General features: G+C 65.0%; 12 protein-coding genes. 1 reads left to right on the plus strand and 11 read right to left on the minus strand.

Features of this window, described 5'->3' with window-relative positions:
* Positions 1-73: 73 nt before the first annotated feature.
* The 7 genes from M2342_RS04525 to M2342_RS04555 form a co-directional block, all read right to left on the minus strand.
* The gene (locus M2342_RS04525) at positions 74-3,196 is read right to left on the minus strand and encodes an efflux RND transporter permease subunit (protein WP_264578206.1); all 3,123 of its coding nucleotides are present in this window, start codon (positions 3,194-3,196) and stop codon (positions 74-76) included.
* Complete coding sequence (locus tag M2342_RS04530; RefSeq protein WP_264579984.1) at positions 3,193-4,260, minus strand: efflux RND transporter periplasmic adaptor subunit; 1,068 nt, start codon at positions 4,258-4,260, stop codon at positions 3,193-3,195. The genes M2342_RS04525 and M2342_RS04530 overlap by 4 nt, the downstream gene beginning before the upstream one ends.
* 116 nt (positions 4,261-4,376) lie before the next feature.
* Complete coding sequence (locus M2342_RS04535; protein ID WP_264576523.1) at positions 4,377-5,966, minus strand: flavin monoamine oxidase family protein; 1,590 nt, start codon at positions 5,964-5,966, stop codon at positions 4,377-4,379.
* Positions 5,967-6,004: 38 nt separating this feature from the next.
* Positions 6,005-6,442, minus strand: a complete 438-nt coding sequence (locus M2342_RS04540) for a c-type cytochrome (RefSeq protein ID WP_264572069.1) — start codon at positions 6,440-6,442, stop codon at positions 6,005-6,007.
* 4 nt (positions 6,443-6,446) lie between these two features.
* On the minus strand, positions 6,447-8,036 hold the full coding sequence (locus M2342_RS04545) for a flavin monoamine oxidase family protein (RefSeq protein ID WP_264578207.1): 1,590 nt from the start codon (positions 8,034-8,036) through the stop codon (positions 6,447-6,449).
* A gap of 73 nt (positions 8,037-8,109) precedes the next feature.
* Positions 8,110-8,610 (minus strand): Rid family hydrolase, encoded by a 501-nt coding sequence (locus M2342_RS04550; protein ID WP_264578208.1) that lies wholly within the window; start codon positions 8,608-8,610, stop codon positions 8,110-8,112.
* Between the two features lie 47 nt (positions 8,611-8,657).
* Positions 8,658-11,312, minus strand: coding sequence for a TonB-dependent receptor plug domain-containing protein (locus M2342_RS04555; protein WP_264574488.1), 2,655 nt, complete (start codon positions 11,310-11,312; stop codon positions 8,658-8,660).
* 242 nt (positions 11,313-11,554) lie between these two features.
* Here M2342_RS04555 and M2342_RS04560 point away from each other — a divergent pair, with 242 nt between their 5' ends.
* Positions 11,555-12,178 carry a RidA family protein gene (locus M2342_RS04560; RefSeq protein WP_264578209.1) on the plus strand — a complete coding sequence of 208 codons (624 nt, stop codon included), beginning with the start codon at positions 11,555-11,557 and terminating at the stop codon, positions 12,176-12,178.
* Here the strand turns inward: M2342_RS04560 and M2342_RS04565 are convergent.
* From M2342_RS04565 to M2342_RS04580, 4 genes are all read right to left on the minus strand, one after another.
* Positions 12,137-13,066 (minus strand): DNA-binding response regulator, encoded by a 930-nt coding sequence (locus M2342_RS04565; protein WP_181558759.1) that lies wholly within the window; start codon positions 13,064-13,066, stop codon positions 12,137-12,139. The genes M2342_RS04560 and M2342_RS04565 overlap by 42 nt on opposite strands.
* Before the next feature lies 1 nt (position 13,067).
* Complete coding sequence (locus M2342_RS04570; RefSeq protein ID WP_264578210.1) at positions 13,068-14,762, minus strand: hybrid sensor histidine kinase/response regulator; 1,695 nt, start codon at positions 14,760-14,762, stop codon at positions 13,068-13,070.
* A gap of 222 nt (positions 14,763-14,984) precedes the next feature.
* A complete protein-coding gene (locus tag M2342_RS04575) occupies positions 14,985-15,440 on the minus strand; it encodes a c-type cytochrome (protein WP_264578211.1) in 456 nt (151 codons plus the stop codon).
* Positions 15,441-15,443: 3 nt separating this feature from the next.
* Positions 15,444-16,709 (minus strand): FAD-dependent oxidoreductase, encoded by a 1,266-nt coding sequence (locus M2342_RS04580; RefSeq protein WP_264578212.1) that lies wholly within the window; start codon positions 16,707-16,709, stop codon positions 15,444-15,446.
* Positions 16,710-16,721: the final 12 nt, after the last annotated feature.

A 16,721-nucleotide genomic window follows, 5' to 3' on the forward strand; every position in this document is an offset into this window, starting at 1 on the left:
GTCATCGAGTGGCGCGCCGTTTGCGTTTGGGGTGTTGCGCAGATCGCTGGCGTGGCCGGCTAGCGGGGCCCGATCATTCGGCCGGCTGAGCGGTCCCATTAGGCTTGCCGTTCTTGCCCATCAGCGCACGCAGGCGGCGGGTGACGGTCTGGGGGGAGGATGTGCCCCGCGCGAACCGGCTGTAGAGCAAAGGCACTACGAACAGGGTGATGGCCGTCGCGATGCTGACGCCGAACACGATCACCCAGCCGATGGACGAGCGGGCATGCGCGCCCGCACCCCCGCCGATCGCCAGCGGAATAGCGCCTGCGACCGTGGCGATGGAGGTCATCAGGATCGGCCGGAGGCGGCGGACGGACGCGTCGCTGATCGCCACCAGAAAATCCCGGCCCTCATCGCGCAACTGATTGGCATATTCGACGATCAGAATGCCGTTCTTCACCGCGAGGCCGACCAGCATGATCATGCCGATCTGGCTGAACAGGTTGATGCTCGTCCCCGTCACCGCCAGGCCGATAATGCCGCCCGCCGCGCCGAGCGGCACGGCGGAAATGATCACCAGCGGGTGGACGAAGCTCTCGAACTGGGCGGAGAGCAGCAGGTAGATCACCACCACGGTAAAGCCAAAGGCGATCCAGATCGAAGTGCCGGTCTGCATGAAGCTGCGGCTCTCGCCTTTATAACCCACCGCCGTCACTTCCGGCGACTGGCGCGCCTGCTCATTGAGGAAGTCGAGCGCGCGCCCGAGAGAATAGCCCTCGGCCAGGCCGCCGCTCAGCGTAATGGCGCGCATCTTGTTGAAGCGGCCCAGCTCGCGCGCCGTCGCCGCCTGCTTGACGATCAGCAGGTTGGAGAGCGGCACCAGTGCGCCGCCGGCGGCGCGGACATAGACTTTCGCCAGCGATGCCTCATCGTCGCGATTGAAGGATTCCGCCTGCAGGACGACATAATATTCCTCGCCGTCGCGCACATAAGTCGACGTGCGGCGCGACCCCATCATCGTCTGCAGCGCCTGGCTGATGTCATTGACGGAAATGCCGAGGTCACCGGCCCGCTGATGGTCGATCTCGATCAGCAGTTGCGGCTTGTTCTCGACATAATCGGCGTCGAGATTGACGATGCCGGGGTTGTCGCGCGCCGCATCCAATATGCGGTCGCGGGCGACGGCCAGATCCTCATAGCTGGTGCCGGCGATCACGAAGCTGATCGGCTGGCCGCCGCGCGATAGGCGGTTGGTGACGGTGGCGTTGCCGCGCACGGAGGGCAGGCCTGCCAGTCGCTTGTTGACCTCCTGCGCGACGCTCTGCGAGCTTTCCTTGCGCTCGTCCCAATGCTTCATGAACACCGAGAGGCTGCTGCTGTTGAAATCGTCGGTGCCGCCACCGAAACCGCCGATGCGGGCGTTCATGCCGCGCACCGGCCCATCTTCGGCGACCATGGGCAGGACCAGCGTTTCGGCCTGGCGCAGATATTTGTCGGCCTGCGCAAAGCCCGTCCCTTCCGGGCTGTTGAGGCGGACCTGGATCACGCCGGTGTCCTCCGCCGGGGCGAGTTCGGAATCCAGGCTGCGAAACAGCACCGCGCTGCCGGCAATCAGCAGTACGGACGCGACGATCACCGGCAGGGGACGGCGGAGCACCGAGCCGAGCGCGTTGCGATAGCCGTTTTCCGTCCGCTCCATCAACCGGTCGATCTTGGCGGTCAGGCGGCCGCGCTGGCTGCCCTTGAGCAGCTTGGAGCACATCATCGGCGTCAGCGTGAGGGCGAGGAATCCCGAGACGCCGACAGCGGCGATCATCGCCACCGCCAGTTCGCGGAACAGCGAGCCGGCCTGGCCGGAGAGGAACATCACCGGCACGAACACGGCGCACACCACCATGGTGGAGGCCACGACTGCAAAGCCGACCTGCCGCGCGCCGTAAAAGGCAGCAAAGAGCGGGTCTTCGCCTTCCTCAATACGATGATAGACATTCTCGAGGACGACGATGGCATCATCGACCACAAGGCCGATAGCCAACACCAGCGCCAGCAAGGTGAGCAGGTTGATCGAATAGCCGGCCAGCCACAGCACGCCGAAGGTCGTCAGCAGGCAGATCGGCACGGTGATCATCGGCACCAACGTCGCGCGCAGACTGCCGAGGAAGAAGAACACCACGATGGTGACGAGCAGCGCCGCCTCGAAGATGGTGTGCCACACGCCACGAATGGCCTCGTCGATGAACATGGTGCTGTCGCCGCCCATGCGGATCTCGACGCCCTCGGGCAGGTTCTTGCTCAGTTCCGCAACCGCAGCCTTGGCGGCTTGCGCTACCGCCAGCGTGTTGGCGCCTGACTGGCGAACGATGCCGAGGCCAACGCCTGTTTCGCCGTTGTAGCGGAAGATGGAATAGGGATTTTCCGGCCCTTCCTCGATACGCGCGACATCGCCCAGGCGCACCTGATAGCCATCGCTGCCACGGCCGATGACAAGCTGGGCAAAGTCCTGCGGGGTCGTGAAGTCGCGCTGGACGCGGAGCGATAGGTTTTGCGCCTCCGCCTCGATCCGTCCGGCGGGCAGCTCGACATTTTGCCGGCGCAGCGCGGCCTCGACATCGCCCGGCGTCAGCCGAAAGGCCGCCAGCCGATCGGCATTGAGCCACACGCGCATGGCGGGCTTGGCCATGCCGAGTTCGACGATCTGCGCCACACCATCGATGGTCGAGAGCCGGTCGACCACGACGCGCGAGACGAAATCGCCGAGCTTGGTGCGGTCCCAGCCCGGCGCCATCACGGCAAAGAAGATGATCGGCTGGGAATCGGAATCGACCTTGCGCACTTCCGGTGGCAGGGCGTCGTCCGGACGGTCCGCCGCGCCGCCGGCGACCCGGTCGCGCACGTCATTGGCGGCCGCATCGACATCGCGTCCAGCGCGGAACTCGATCACGATGCTGGAAGTGCCGTCGCGCGAGGTCGAGCTGATCGTCTCGATCCCCTCGATGCCGGCAAGCCGCTGCTCCAGCGGCTGGGTGATGCGGTTCTCGATCACGCTGGCATTGGCACCGGTATAGCGCGTCTCGACCGAGACGATGGGCGGGTCGGTGTCCGGATATTCGCGCACGGACAGGTTCATGAAGCCGACGAAGCCGATGATCGCGAGCAGCAGGGCCATCACGGCGGCGACCACTGGCCGCCGCACCGAAATATCCGAAAGGATCATGGCCGCGCTTCCGGCGTGGCGGCGCCCTTGGGCGCGATCTCTTCAGTCTGCGCGCTATTGCTGCTCTCGACCTCGGCCAGACGCACGGGCCGGCCTTCCGCCACCTTCACCACGCCTTCGGAGACGACCAGCGCATCCTGCGGCAGGCCGCTCACTTCCATCAGGCCATTGTCCCGCAGCCCGGTGCGCACGTCCATCCGCTTGGCCTTGCGGTCCTTGTCGAGCGTGTAGACATAGCGCCGGTCACCCTGGCTCAGCACTGCAGACTCCGGCACGGCGAGCGCGGTGCGCTGCCCGGTCTCGATGCGGACGGTCAGCAACATGCCGGGCTTGATCCGCGCGCCGGGATTAGGGAGCGTCGCCCGGACCATGACGGCGCGGCTTGCCGGATCGATGACCGGATCGATGGTGCTGATCGTGCCCTGCAGCACGTCATCGGGATAGGCCGAGGAGGAGGCCCGAATTGGCTGGCCGATGCGCAAGGCGCCCAGCTGCGTTTCCGGCACGGTGAAATCCAGCTTGATGCGCGAGAGATCGCTGATCGTCACCAGCGGCGTGCCGCTGTTGACGATGGCGCCCTCGGATATGGTGCGGAGCGAGAGATAGCCGGAGAAGGGCGCGCGGATCAGGCGGTCGCCAAGCTGGGCCTTGATGCCGTCCTGACTGGCCCGGGCCTCGCTCAGGGCGGCGCGCTGCTGATCGAGCAGCGCGCGCGTGGCGAAGCCCTGCTCATACAGGCTGTTGACGCGGTCGAGCTGCGAGGCGGCCTCGGTGGCGCTGGCGCGGGCACCAGCCAATGCTGCCTGTTCCTGCGCGTTGGAAAGCACCGCCAGCAACTGGCCGGACCGGACGAACATGCCGTCATCGAACATCAGCCGCTCGATCCGCTCGGTCACATTGGCGGCAAGCGTCACCTGCTCATTGGCGCGCGCGGTGCCGACAGCCTGGATCTCGTCCCGGAAGACGTGGGTGGCAGGTTTTGTCGCCGATACCAGGGGCGGCTGCCGCTTCTGCTCGGTCTCGCCCTTGCCGCATGCCGCGAGAAGCGCGAGCCCGATCAGCAGGGTGCCCTGCCGCCACGAGGAGAGAGGATGCCCGGCGGCGCCCGGCAGCCGGTTTAGAAGGTCCACGGCGTCATCCATATCGATAGTAGATTTTGTCTACTTTGCCCCAGTTTCGATCAGCCAGCCACTGCTTTTTTGTGCAGTCGCTCAATGGCGTCCAGCGAGGAGAGCAGAGCGCCCTCCATCCAGCAGCCATAATAAGACGCATGCTCGCCCGCGAGGACGATGCGGCCATCCATGGCGACCAGATTCTGGTAGTGCTGCGCGCGCGCCGCCTCCGACCAGGTGGCGCAGCATCCCATGATCCACGGCGTGCGGCTCCAGGCGAAGGAGACGCCGTTCATGAACTGCTTGCGATAGTCCTCGGGGTGGAACACCGATCCTTGCGCCAGCGCAGTTTCGATGCGCTGCTGCGGCGTCATGCCGGCCAGCGCATAGCCGCCGGCGCCGCCTGCAAAGGCCCCGAGCAGCACCGCCGGCTTGTCCGCGAAGAAGTCGAAGTTCGGGTAAGAGATCAGCGAAATCTGCTGGTCGGTGAAGCTGTGGCCACCATAGATCGCGTCCTTCTCCTCCCAGAAGCGGCTGCGCATCTCCAGGCCCATTTTCACCGAGTTGGAATAGGGCACGGCGGCGATGGCGGCCTTGAGCGGCGCGCTCGCCTGCAGCTCGAGCTGATTGAGCACACCTAGCGGAATTGTGCAGACGCAATAATCCGCTTTGGCCTCGTGCATGGCGCTGGAGGTCAGGTCCTGCCAGGAGACGGTGACGCCTTTCTCGCCCTGCGCGATCTTCGTCACCTTAGCATTGTAGGTGATCAGGTCGCCGACCTGCTTGGCAAAGCCCTTGCCGATCATGTCCATGCCGCCCTTGGGCTGGAACATGGTCGTCTGCATCACATTGGTGAAGAAGAAGCTCATCTGCTGCCACACGCCGGAATCCAGCACATCGCCCAGATCGTTGATCTTGGAGGGCGTCGGCGCGCCGTTGACGCCGCCGCCAGGCGCGCGATCATAGCCGCGCTGGCCGGAGGCACGCAGGCCGCTGGTATAGTTCAGGTCGCCATCGAGCAGCCCCCATTCCCGCAAGGCCTCGACCAGCTTCTCCTTGTCCTCCTTGGTGACCTTCTGATCGAGCGCGCCGGCATTCAGCGCCTTGCCGAGCAGTTCGGAGACATGGCCCTTATAATCGACGGCCAGCTCCTTGTAGCGCTGGGGCTTGCCGCCGAACGCCTTGCTGTTGTGGACCCAGGCATTGTGATTGAGCTGGATGAACGGCTCCAGCTCGACACCAAAGGCCTTGGTGTAGTGCAGCAGGGTGCGGTGATGGTGTGGGATGCGCCACGGGCCGGGGTTGAGGTAATTGCCCGGCTGGAATTCGCAGGTCTGCGTCGTGCCGCCGACCTCGACCACCTTGTCGCCGCCGCGGATCGAGTAGTTCCGCCCGCCGGGGCGGTTCTGATATTCGAGGATCTGCACGGCATAGCCGGCCTTGCGCAGTTCATAGGCGGCAAGCATGCCGGCAAGGCCTGCGCCGAGCACCAGCACCTTCGCCCCTTTGGGCGCGCCGGAGAGCTTGGGCGGGCCGGTGAACTGGGTTTCGGCGGCATGGCCAAAGGCGGTCATGGCCTGATACATGGCCATGGCGCCACCCGCCTTGCCAATCATCGCCAGCAGGTCACGCCGTGTCGGAGCCGTAAATTCGGTCATGCTCATGTCCCCCAAAAGTGCCGGGCCGTCCCCACGGCTCAGCACGTGCTGCAATCGCGCGTCGACGATCCGTTCGCGGCGATGACGCGCTTGACGTCGGCGGCCGTGACCGGATCGGGATAATTGTTGAAATGGCTGCGCGCGTAGGTCGCGACGGCGGCCATCTGCTCGGGCGTCAGCATGTCCGTGAACCAGGGCATGCCGCCGCGCCCCTTGACCAGGATCGTGGCGATGAAGTCCTTGTCCGCCAGGTTGGCGTTGCCCGCGATGGCCGGGATCGCCGCGCCGGCCCCGGCGCCGCCCTTGCCATCCGCCATGTGGCAGGCCTGGCAGATCATCTCATAGACTTCCTTGCCCTCATTGGAGATGTCCACGCTACTCGGCCCGCCGCCTGGCGCATCCTGCGCGCGGACGGCCACCGTGGCGGCGAGGAGAGCGCCCGCCAGAGCGAGCGCGGCGGCGGTTTTGAGGGTCATGGCGTCAGGCTCCGGTGGCGCGCTGGTGGATGCGGGTGATGGCGTCGAGCGCGGAGAGGAGCGAACCCTCCATCCAGCCGCCGTAATAAGAGGCATGTTCGCCCGCGAGGACGATGCGGCCATCCATCGCGACGAGGTTCTGGTAATGCGCGGCGCGGGCGTCGTCCGACCAGCGCGAGGTGCAGCCCAGAATCCAGGGCAGGCGGCTCCAGGCCACCGAGGTGCCGTTCATGAATTCCTTGCGATAGGCGGCCGGGTGGAACACCGAGCCCTGCGCCAGCGCCATCTCGATGCGCTGGGCCGGCGTCATGCCGGCAAGCTGGAACCCGCCAGCATCGCGGGCGAAGGCGCCGAGCAGCACGGCCGGGCCGTTGCCGAACATCCTGTTATTGGGGTAGGAGATCAGCCCAATCGTCTGATCGGTGAAGCTGTGCCCGCCATAGATGGCGTCATCTTCTTCCCAGAAGCGGCGGCGCATCTCCAGGCCGATCTTCACTTGCCCGCTATAGGGCACGGCGCGCATCGCGGCCTTGAGTGGCGCACCGACTTGCATGTCGAGCTGGCTGAGCACGGGCAGGGGGATGGTGTTCACGCACCAGTCCGCGCTGCTCTGGCCGGTCTTGCCGCTCGGGATATCCTGCCAATAGGCCGTCACGCCCTTGTCGTCCTGCGTGATGCGGGTGACCTTGGTGTTGAGCTGGACCACCGGACCGACGGCGCGGGCGAAGGCCTTGCCGATCATGTCCATGCCGCCCTTGGGCTGGAACATGGTGGTCTGCATCACATTGTTGAAGAAGAAGCTCATATGCGCCCAGATGTCGGACGAGAGTACGTCGGACAGGCTGTTGATCTTCGAGGGTGTGGGCGCGCCGTTGACGCCGCCGCCCGGCGCGCGATCATAGCCGCGCTGTCCGGAGACCCGCAGGCTGCTGGTGAAATTGAGGTCGCCGTCGAGCAGGCCAAAGTCGCGCAGGGAGTCGAGCAGCTTTTCCTGATCTTCCTTGGTCACCGCGTCATTCAGCGCGCCTGCGTTGAGCGCCTTGCCGAGCAGGTCCGACACATGGCCTTTGAAATCGACTGCCAGCTCCTTGTAGCGCTGGGGCTTGCCACCGAACGCCTTGCTGTTGTGGACGAACGCATTGTGATCGAGCTGGATGAACGGCTCCATCGCCACGCCCAGCGTCTTGCAATAATGCAAGAGCGAGCGGTGATGGTGCGGAATGCGCCACGGGCCGGGATTGAGGTAATTGCCGGGCTGGAAGGCGCAGGTCTGCGAGACGCCGCCGACTTCCACGACCTTGTCGCCACCGCGCACCGAGTAGTTCCGGCCGCCGGGGCGATCCTGATATTCGAGCATTTCGACGGCATAGCCCGCGCGCTGCAACTCATAGGCAGCGACGAGACCCGCAAGGCCGGCGCCGAGGATCAGCACCTTCTTGCCCTTGGGCGCGCCGGTGAGCTGGGGCGGGCCGGTGAATTGCGATTCCGCCGCATGGCCCAGCGCTGTCATCGCCTGATAGAGCGCGACCGTGCCGCCGACCTTGCCGATCATCGCCAGCATATCCCGCCGGGTCGGCCGCAGTGATGTCGTCATCCTTGCTTGTCCTTTGATGCCGGTGCCCGGTGGAAAAGGGAGGCGCGATCCCCCGATGCGCCTCCCTCGACCCTCACGGCATTTTCGCCGCGATGGCCTCGATCTCCACATACATGGTCGGGCGGCCCAGCGCGGCGACCTGGATTGTCGAGCGGGTGGGCTTGTTGGGTTGTTCCGCCGTGCCGAAGAAGGTGCGGAACACCTCATTCATCCCGGCTGAGTCCATGCGGCCCCCCGTCTCCGGGGTGCCGACCAGGAACACCGTCATCTTGACGATGTCGCCCATGGAAAAGCCCTTGGCTTCCAGCGATGCCTTCATCTTGGTGAGGATGCTGAGCGTCTGCGCTTTGGTATCGCCCAATTCTTCCGGCTTGGCCGGATCGACCGGCGAGGGTGTGGTGCCGGAGACGAACATCATGTTCGCGCCCGCCGGCACGAAGGCCAGCGAGGCGATGGGGGAGTTCGGCGCGCCATAGGTGCGCTCGACGGTCTGCGCGCCGGCGGCCGAGGGGAGCGCTGCAAGCAGCGCTCCTGACAACATGGCGGCGGTGATGCCGGTCTTCTTCAATGTCATTCTCCTCGTCCAGATACTGTTGATGTAAAGTGGCTCGTCTTGTTCGATCAGAACTTGAGCGTCAGGCGGGCGTAGTAATATCCGCCGTTCGACCCGTAGGGACCGAAGGTGTAGGGCGCGTTGAACGTGCCGCCGTTGTTGATGTAGGGCGAGACGCCGGTCGTCGGCCACGTCGCGGGATCGTAGTTTCCAACGAGTGCCGGCACTTCCGGCATCTTGTCGAACAGGTTGTTGGCACCGATCGCCAGGTTGGCGAACTTGGTGATCTCGTAGCTGAACTCCAGATCGACGATCGCGGCCGGCGCCACCTCGGCATTGTAGTAACGCTGGTTGTTCGACAGCAGGATCGGCGCGGGCAGGGCAGCGATGCCACGGCTCGCATTGCCGTTGGCCGATGTGCTGTTGGGCTGCACGAACTGATTGGTCTTGCTGTAGTAATTCACGCGGGCATTGGCGGTGAACTTGCCGCTGGTGAACAGGGCGCTGAAGTTGCCCTTGAAGGCCGGGCTGGCCTTCTCGATGATCTGCTCGGAGGTTGGGCCGAACAGGGTGCCCAGCTTGTTCTTCGTGACCTTGGTGAGGTTGTAGTTGCCGCCGATCGAGAAATCGATGTTACCGAAGGGCAGATCGACCGGATAACGCGCGGCGAGTTCCAGGCCCATCGTCCGGGTATCGATGCCGTTGGTGAAGGTCTGGATCGCGAGCGAACCGTTCGTCCGCACGGTCGGATCGAGCTGCTTGCCGCTGGCATTGATGGCGTTGATCACCAGGTCATAGGGCGTCAGGCCATTGATCAGCGCGGCCGGCGTGTCGATACCGACACGTTGCGGCGGCGACGTCAGGTTGACGAACTGCTGGCCGGTGATGCTGCCCGAGGACACGATGCGGTCCTTGATCTTGATGAGATAGCCATCCAGCGTGATCGTCAAGCGCGAGATCGGGCGGAGCACGATACCGGCAGAGAAGTTGACCGACTTTTCCGGACTGAGCGCGCCGAACCCGGCGCTGGCCGATCCCGGCGAACTGGGCGCAAGTTGCAGCGTGGCAGAGGTCGGCCCGACGTTCGTGGCCGAGTAGCCGGATTCCTGCAGCGAAGGTGCGCGGAAGCCCGTGCTGGCCGTCCCGCGGATCGCGAAGGCCGGCGAGAAGTCGTAGCGCGTCGTGATCTTGCCGATCGTCGTGTCGCCGAAGTCGCTGTAATGCTCGTAGCGGCCGGCGACATCCACGGTCCAGTCGGGCACCGGGTTGACGGCGACGTCGATATAGGCCGCCTTGGCGTTGCGCGAGAGTGTGCCGGCATCGCTGAGAGCATAGCCGGGGAAGGACTGGCCGCCCTCGACATAGCGCGACAGCGCGTCGCCGGCGCCAATGGCGTAGGTTTCCTTGCGATATTCCGCACCGATGGCGAAATTCAGCGGGTCCTCGAAGCCAACGTCGAACTCCTTGCGAAGATCGAGGGTGCCGACGAACTGGGTGAACTTGAAGCTGCCGTCATAGAAGTCGGACGGCGACTGGCCGGTCGCGACAAACAGCGACGCGTTGGCCGAATTGGTGGTGTAGACCTTCGCGACGTCTTCCGAATAGCTGCCGGCCAGATCCCAGTCCCAGCCGCTGATCTCGCCGCGCAGGCCGGTGGTGAACTGGAATTCGTCCTGCTTCACCTCGATATGCGGCACGAGGCCGGTCTGGGCGCTGGTGCCGAAGCAGTTGGTCGGGTCCGTGGTGGTCGCGGTGCCGGCGGTGGTGCGGCACAGGCGGGTCGGATGGCGATAGCCCTGCAGGGCGTCACCATGACGATAGGAGATATTGCCGAACGAGTAGAGCTCGACGCCACCGAAATCATAGCCGAAATTGTAGAAGCCGAGCGTCAGCTGGGATGCCGGCTGGCCGCCGTTGATCCCGGCGGTGCAGTTCTCGGCATTGCAGGCGTCGAGCAGCGGCTTGAAGGCTGCTGATACGTTGGTGACGGTGGTGCCGTCATAGTTCCGCACCGAGAACTGACCGTCGCCGACCGTTGTCCAGTCATTGCGACGATGGAAGAGCGACAGGTCAAGGAAGCCGCTCTCGCCGATCGGCATGCCGAAATTGCCGCTCGCGCTGTAGGTCGTGCCTTCGCCGTCATAATATTGGCCGGCGTTGAACTTCACCGCGCCGCCATAAGTGTCCGACTTGAGGATGATGTTGATGACGCCGGCAATGGCGTCCGAACCATATTGCGCGGCGGCGCCGTCCTGCAGCACCTCGATGCGCTGAACGATGTCCGGCGGAATCAGGTCGATGCTCGGCGCGGCGGAACCGCCGAAGGCGCCGTTGATGACCTGCAGGATGGAGTTGCCGTGGCGGCGCTTGCCGTTGACCAGCACCAGCGTGTGGTTGGGGCTGAGGCCGCGCAGGCGGGCCGAGAGCGAGAAGCTCGCCATATCGGTGCCCTGCGTCTGCGCCTGGAAGCTCGGCACGAGCTGGGTGAGGGCCTGGTTGAGGTTGGGCTGGCCCACCTTTTCCAGTGCGGAGGAGCTCAGCAACTGGATCGGCGCGGCGCTCTCTGCGGCCATCATGCCGGTGGAACGGGTGCCGGTAACGATGATCTCGCCGCCATCGGCCGGCGGCTCCTGCGGCGTTTCGGCCGTTTGCGCCACGGCTGCGGCGGGAATGGCTGCGCTCGTAAGGAGCAATAGGGCAGCAATATTTCTGCGCGTGATCATGAAGACGTCCCCCTTGTTCTCGTGGTGCGCTCTCCTTTTTGTCTGTCTTTTCGGCGGGTTATGGTTGTTGCGCCGAGCGTCCCGCGTCGCCCTGTGATATGCTGTTTTGCGCCTGGCTAGCTGATCGGACTGGTCGGGATTCGGACATACGCATTTTGTCGTATGGTGGCGGAGGGGGGGTATTCGTAGCTAACATCACTATGATTAGACGCGCTTATTCGGCTCGCCGCGACCTGGGTCGCATGTCTCTCAAGGCCATGTTGGCCAAGACCGTTCTGGCAGGTGCCGCCGCGCTGCTGATGACCGCCGCGCCCGCTCAGGCAGAGGTCACGCGGATCAAGGGCAATCCCAACGCAATCATTCTGGATGGCGTACGCGTCGGCGAAGGCATGGAGACCTTCTACCTCTCCGGCCAACTGCCGTCCCCGGTCGATCCCGCCAAGCCGATGAGCGAGGTCAAGACGCTGGAGGAGATGGGCGACACCAAGGCCCAGACGATCAGCACCCTCAACAAGATCAAGAGCCTGCTCGAGGCGCAGGGCTATAAGATGTCCGATCTGGTGAAGCTGTCGCTGTTCGTCGCGGCGGACCCGCGCACCGGCAAGATGGACTTCGCCGGCGTGAATGAGGGGTTCCGTCAGTTCTTCGGCACGCAGGCTAATCCCAACACCGTTGCGCGCTCCACTTTCCAGGTCGCCGCGCTTGTCGGCCCGCTCTACCTGATCGAGATCGAGGCCATCGCGGTGCGCAAGTCCAGCGGCGCGTCGCCGGAGGCCTCGTACATGCGGCCGCCGCGCCTTCCCCCCGCCCTGCGCAAGAAGTCGCTACTGGCCCAGCATGCGGATCGCGACAGCCGCCGCGGCTGAGCGGGTCTCCACCCCCAGCTTGTCGAAGATCCGCTCCAGATGCTTGGTGACGGTGCGCGGGCTGATCTCCAGCACATCGCTGATCACCCGGTTGGGCTTGCCATAGCTCACCCATAGCAGCACTTCCGCCTCGCGCCGGGTGAGCGGCAGGCGCTCCTGCAGGCGGTCGAGATCCTGCTCGGGATTGAGCTCGTTGAGGCGGATGAGCACTTCATCCTCCCGATAATGGGCGATGACCTGCATCTCCAGCTCGCCCTGGCCCTTGGTCTGTCGCACGCGCACGGCATTGCCGGCGACGCCCTCGTCCTTGGTCAGCAGCTTCTCGATCTGGTTGCGGATTTCTTCCGGCAGCGCGGATTCGCTCCGCAGCCAGCCGGGTGAGACGCGCGAGATGGCCTGTTCCGCACGCGGGGTGCACCACAAAAGGCTGCCGCGGGCATCGGTGGCGAGGATCAGCCGGTCGGTCGCATCGAGACTGGCGACGCTGGCATGGACGGCACGCCCCTGCGCCATATGCACGCGCACGCGCGCCAGCAGCTCCTGCAGGTCCACCGGCTTGCGGACATAATCCACGCCGCCGACCTCGAAGGCCTCGACGACATGCTCGCTCTCCGTCAGGCCGGTCATGAAGATGATCGGGATGCTGGCGAGCTGGGGATTGGCCTTGATCTTCTGCGTGGTTTCGAACCCGTCCATGCCGGGCATCACCGCATCCATCAGGATGAGGTCGGGCATGATGTTGCCCAGCTGGGCCAGCGCCACATGGCCTGAGGTCGCGACCAGTACGGAAATCTCGGCTGTCTCCAGCGCGGCGGTGAGCATCCGCAGCGTGTCCGGCTCGTCATCGACGATCAGGACGGTGTCCGAATGTCCGGGAATGCCAATCATGTCAGTAATCCTGTAAGAGGCGCGCCATGGCGGTCAGGTCGTATCGGTCGAGGTGCTGGTAAAGCTGGCGAACGAGCGGCTCGGCGGCGGGTGAGGCGCGCTCCAGCTGCTTGATCTCGGTTTCGATCCCGCGAATGTGCCCGATCCGCAGGCATTCCTGCATCCGGGCGATGTGCTTGCGGGCGGTGTCGTCGAGCGCAACCGGCGCCGGCTGCATGGCGGACGGGGCATCCGGTCCGGCGCTGCCGACATCCGGCGCATCGTCCTGCCAGCGCCAGGTCAGTTGCAGCAGATCACCAATCGCGCCGACGAGCGATTCAAATTCCACCGGCTTGACGAGAAAACGATCGTGCTGCGGACTGTCATGCTCCGGCCGGTGCAGTTCCTCGCTATTGGCCGAGAGCATGAGGATTTGCAGCCGGTCGCCGAACATCGCGCGCAACTCACAGCCGATCTCCCAGCCGGATAGCCCCGGCAGGCTGATGTCCAGAATGGCGAGGTCCGGCGGCGTCTCGCGCGCGGCAAGCAGCGCTTGTTCCCCATCGGGCCGCGCCTCAACCTGAAAGCCGAGCCCGCGCAGCAACTGCTCGAGGAAGTGGCGCTGGTCGGCATCGTCCTCGACCAGCAGGACATGGCGGGGCTTGCCCTCATAGCCGGTCAGCTTACGCATGGGCGCGGAGGAGAGGGCCTTGCCCGCCACCTCGCTCAGCATCATCACGATGCGGAAGCAACTGCCGCCTTCCGGCGTGCTGACCAGATCGAGCTGGCCGCCGAGAATCTCTACCAGCGTGCGCGAGATGGCGAGGCCGAGGCCGGCGCCGGACTCCCGTCCCTCGCCGCGCTCGAATGGCTCGAAGATGCGCTGCCGGTCGTCCGGCGCGATGCCCGGGCCGGTGTCCTTCACCTCAAAGGTGGCGATCTGCCCGGCATAACCCACTTTGAGCGTCACGCTGCCTTGCTGGGTGAACTTGATCGCGTTGGAGAGCAGGTTGATCAGCACCTGGCGCAGCCGGTTCTGGTCGAAGCGGGCGATCTCCGGCAGGCGGCCGGTCTTTTCCAGCGTGAACGTGAGGCCCTTGGCGTGGGCGGCGGGGCGCATCATCGAGACGATATGGTCGAGGAAGCTGTTGAGGCGCACCTCTTCGGTGCGCACGCGCAGCATCCCGAATTCGAGCTGCGAGATATCCAGCAAGCCTTCGACCAGATTGGTCAGATGCTCCGAGCAGCGCAGGATGACCCGCGCTGCCTCCTGCGCGTTGACGCCATCGCCCCGCTCGAACAGCTGCGCATAGCCATAGATGGCATTGAGCGGCGAGCGGATCTCGTGGCTGACGCTGGCAAGGTAGCGGCTTTTGGCGAGGTTCGCGCTGATCGCACTCTGCCGTGCCGTCTCCAGTTCGCTGACCAGATGCTGGGCGCGGATCGTGTAGGCCGCCGCTTCCCGCCAGCGGCGAATGCCGAGCAGCAGCAGGAAGCTGAGCGCCAGAAGATCGAGGATGGTGAGCGTTTCCAGCAGCAGCCGATCTTCATTGTCGGACACCATGTGCAGGCCGACGAAAATCCCCCCAAAGGCCAGCCCGAGAAGCCCGAGCTTGACGAGGTGGGCGAGCCGGGGCGGCGGCGTCTCCAGCACGCCGGCGGCATCGATCTTCTCGATGGGAGCGGTGTCCCTGCGATGAAGATCCTGCCGCGTCATGGTCAGCCGATCTGCCGGTGACGCGGGCGGTGGCGACGCAGCGTCCTGAAGCCGGGACAGTCCGACTCCATCGGCGATTGACCTTGGTTGACGCGCGCACGGTTCATTTGATGAATGGTGCATTGCAAAAAGGACAAACTCAAAGCCTCGCACGCGTGCAAGGCATTTTCCCGGAATCTGTGGCAAATTTGCTGCAGTGCGTCATAAGAAAAAGGGCTGTGCCTATTGTGTTCTGGGCACAGCCCTGGCGGTGAGCTCGAGATCTGCGGGCTGGACGGTGATCCGCGCGAGAGCGCCGGTCTCGCTGGGCAACGCAGCGCTTCCGGCTGGCAGACCATTGGCCTGCAGCAGGAAGGCGATGATGGTCGTCGTGTCGTCCGGCGTCAGCGAGCCGGGCGCGAATTGCGGCATGGCCCGGCCGACATAATCATGCAGACTGGAGAGCGGGGCATTGCTCCAATGGGCCATGAAACGATCGCCAAGGCCGGGAATCTCGAACATGCCTTCCAGCGCCCGGCCGTGGCACATGGCGCAACGCGTGGCGTAGAGGCGGGCGCCAGCCTCGGCCTGTGCAGCCGTATAGACGCCGTCTCGCGTGCTGGCTGTAGGTGGCGTGGCGGCGATCGCGGCGAGGGCGGTCAGGGCAGCGGCCAGGAGCGGAGCGGTGCGCAGCAGCATCGGTCAGCCCTGTGCCTGGAAGCCGGGCGCGAAGGCGGGCGCCATGATCTCCAGACCTTTCTCGATATCGGCGACATTGGGCAGTTCCATGCTGTCGCCCACGCCCAGCATCTCGCCCACATCTGGGTTATTGTTCATTACGACGATCCCGTCGCGCTTGGAGGTGAGCGAAACATTGCGATAGCGCACGCTGTAGAAGGCGTCGGGCTGCGGCACGAGCCAGCCGGTTTGGCCACGCACGGGGATGATGGTCTTGTCCTGCCACAGGTCCCGGGCCGCATAACCCGTGCAGTTGATCACGACCTTCTGCGGGAGCGCGGCATAGTCCGCCGGGCGAGCGAAGTCGCGCATCACGAACTGCCCGCCGCGCTCGAAAAACTCGCCGAGCATGACGTGGGCATAGCTGGCGAAGTTGAAGATCATCTGCGAGCTGCGCCGCACATGGGGTTGCGGGAAGGGGTTCTCCTCGGCGCTCAGCGGCTGGGCCTGCGGCACGATGTCCCGAATGCGCTCGCTATAATGGCCGAACTCGGAATTCTGCTGTGGCCGCCCACTCGTCGCGAAGTTCTGCGTGATTGCAGGGTCGGCTGGCCACTCCCGCCGAGTGATCGGCGTATCCGAAAGCTGGTAGGAATCGCCGAACTCCACCGGATGGCCCGGCAGACCGAGATAGGTGCGAAAGGCCTTCCACGAGAAGCGGGCCATGCGTTCCCACAGCTCGCCAAAGGCGGGGTCGGCGGGCTCGGCCAAGGCGATGCGGCTATCGGGCGTGAACGATCCGCTGGCGCGGAACGAGCGGGTCTGCTGGATGGACTCGCGTGCATAGAGCGTGACCTTGAGGCCGGCGCGCTGCGCCATCACCGCCGTCGTCAGCCCGATAATCCCGCACCCCACCACCGCAATCTCGCGCGGCAGCACGGAGAGTGCCTTGCCGACCGCGATGTCGGCCGAGCCCCAGGAGAGTGACCAGCCGCTGCCGCCATGGCCATAATTATGGATGACGAGCGCATCGCCGACCGTCTCCACGTCCAGATTCGGCCCGGCGGCGCGCAGCGGACGGATGCAGCATTTCACGTCGATCAATTGGTCGCGGCTGATGCGGATGGGAACGAGTGCGGTTCGGCGGCTTGGTGCACGCAAAGTCGCGGGACGGGAACCGGAGGCTGGCGCGCAGGCCTGCAGCCCCAGCATGGCTGCGGCGCCGATCGTTCCTGTGAGCATGGCCCGGCGTTCGACGCCTAGCTGCCCCTCTTGCCGAAATTCTGCCATGCGACCCCCATT

Source organism: Sphingobium sp. B8D3A, from assembly GCF_025961995.1.
Taxonomy (GTDB): Bacteria; Pseudomonadota; Alphaproteobacteria; order Sphingomonadales; family Sphingomonadaceae; genus Sphingobium.

What these genes read in the sequence shown, in the direction of transcription:
- M2342_RS04525 (WP_264578206.1), bottom strand. Translation starts at nt 3,196, where the DNA reads ATGATCCTTTCGGATATTTCGGTGCGGCGGCCAGTGGTCGCCGCCGTG.
- M2342_RS04535 (WP_264576523.1), bottom strand. Translation starts at nt 5,966, where the DNA reads ATGACCGAATTTACGGCTCCGACACGGCGTGACCTGCTGGCGATGATT.
- M2342_RS04540 (WP_264572069.1), bottom strand. Translation starts at nt 6,442, where the DNA reads ATGACCCTCAAAACCGCCGCCGCGCTCGCTCTGGCGGGCGCTCTCCTC.
- M2342_RS04545 (WP_264578207.1), bottom strand. Translation starts at nt 8,036, where the DNA reads ATGACGACATCACTGCGGCCGACCCGGCGGGATATGCTGGCGATGATC.
- M2342_RS04550 (WP_264578208.1), bottom strand. Translation starts at nt 8,610, where the DNA reads ATGACATTGAAGAAGACCGGCATCACCGCCGCCATGTTGTCAGGAGCG.
- M2342_RS04555 (WP_264574488.1), bottom strand. Translation starts at nt 11,312, where the DNA reads ATGATCACGCGCAGAAATATTGCTGCCCTATTGCTCCTTACGAGCGCA.
- M2342_RS04560 (WP_264578209.1), top strand. Translation starts at nt 11,555, where the DNA reads ATGTCTCTCAAGGCCATGTTGGCCAAGACCGTTCTGGCAGGTGCCGCC.
- M2342_RS04565 (WP_181558759.1), bottom strand. Translation starts at nt 13,066, where the DNA reads ATGATTGGCATTCCCGGACATTCGGACACCGTCCTGATCGTCGATGAC.
- M2342_RS04570 (WP_264578210.1), bottom strand. Translation starts at nt 14,762, where the DNA reads ATGACGCGGCAGGATCTTCATCGCAGGGACACCGCTCCCATCGAGAAG.
- M2342_RS04575 (WP_264578211.1), bottom strand. Translation starts at nt 15,440, where the DNA reads ATGCTGCTGCGCACCGCTCCGCTCCTGGCCGCTGCCCTGACCGCCCTC.
- M2342_RS04580 (WP_264578212.1), bottom strand. Translation starts at nt 16,709, where the DNA reads ATGGCAGAATTTCGGCAAGAGGGGCAGCTAGGCGTCGAACGCCGGGCC.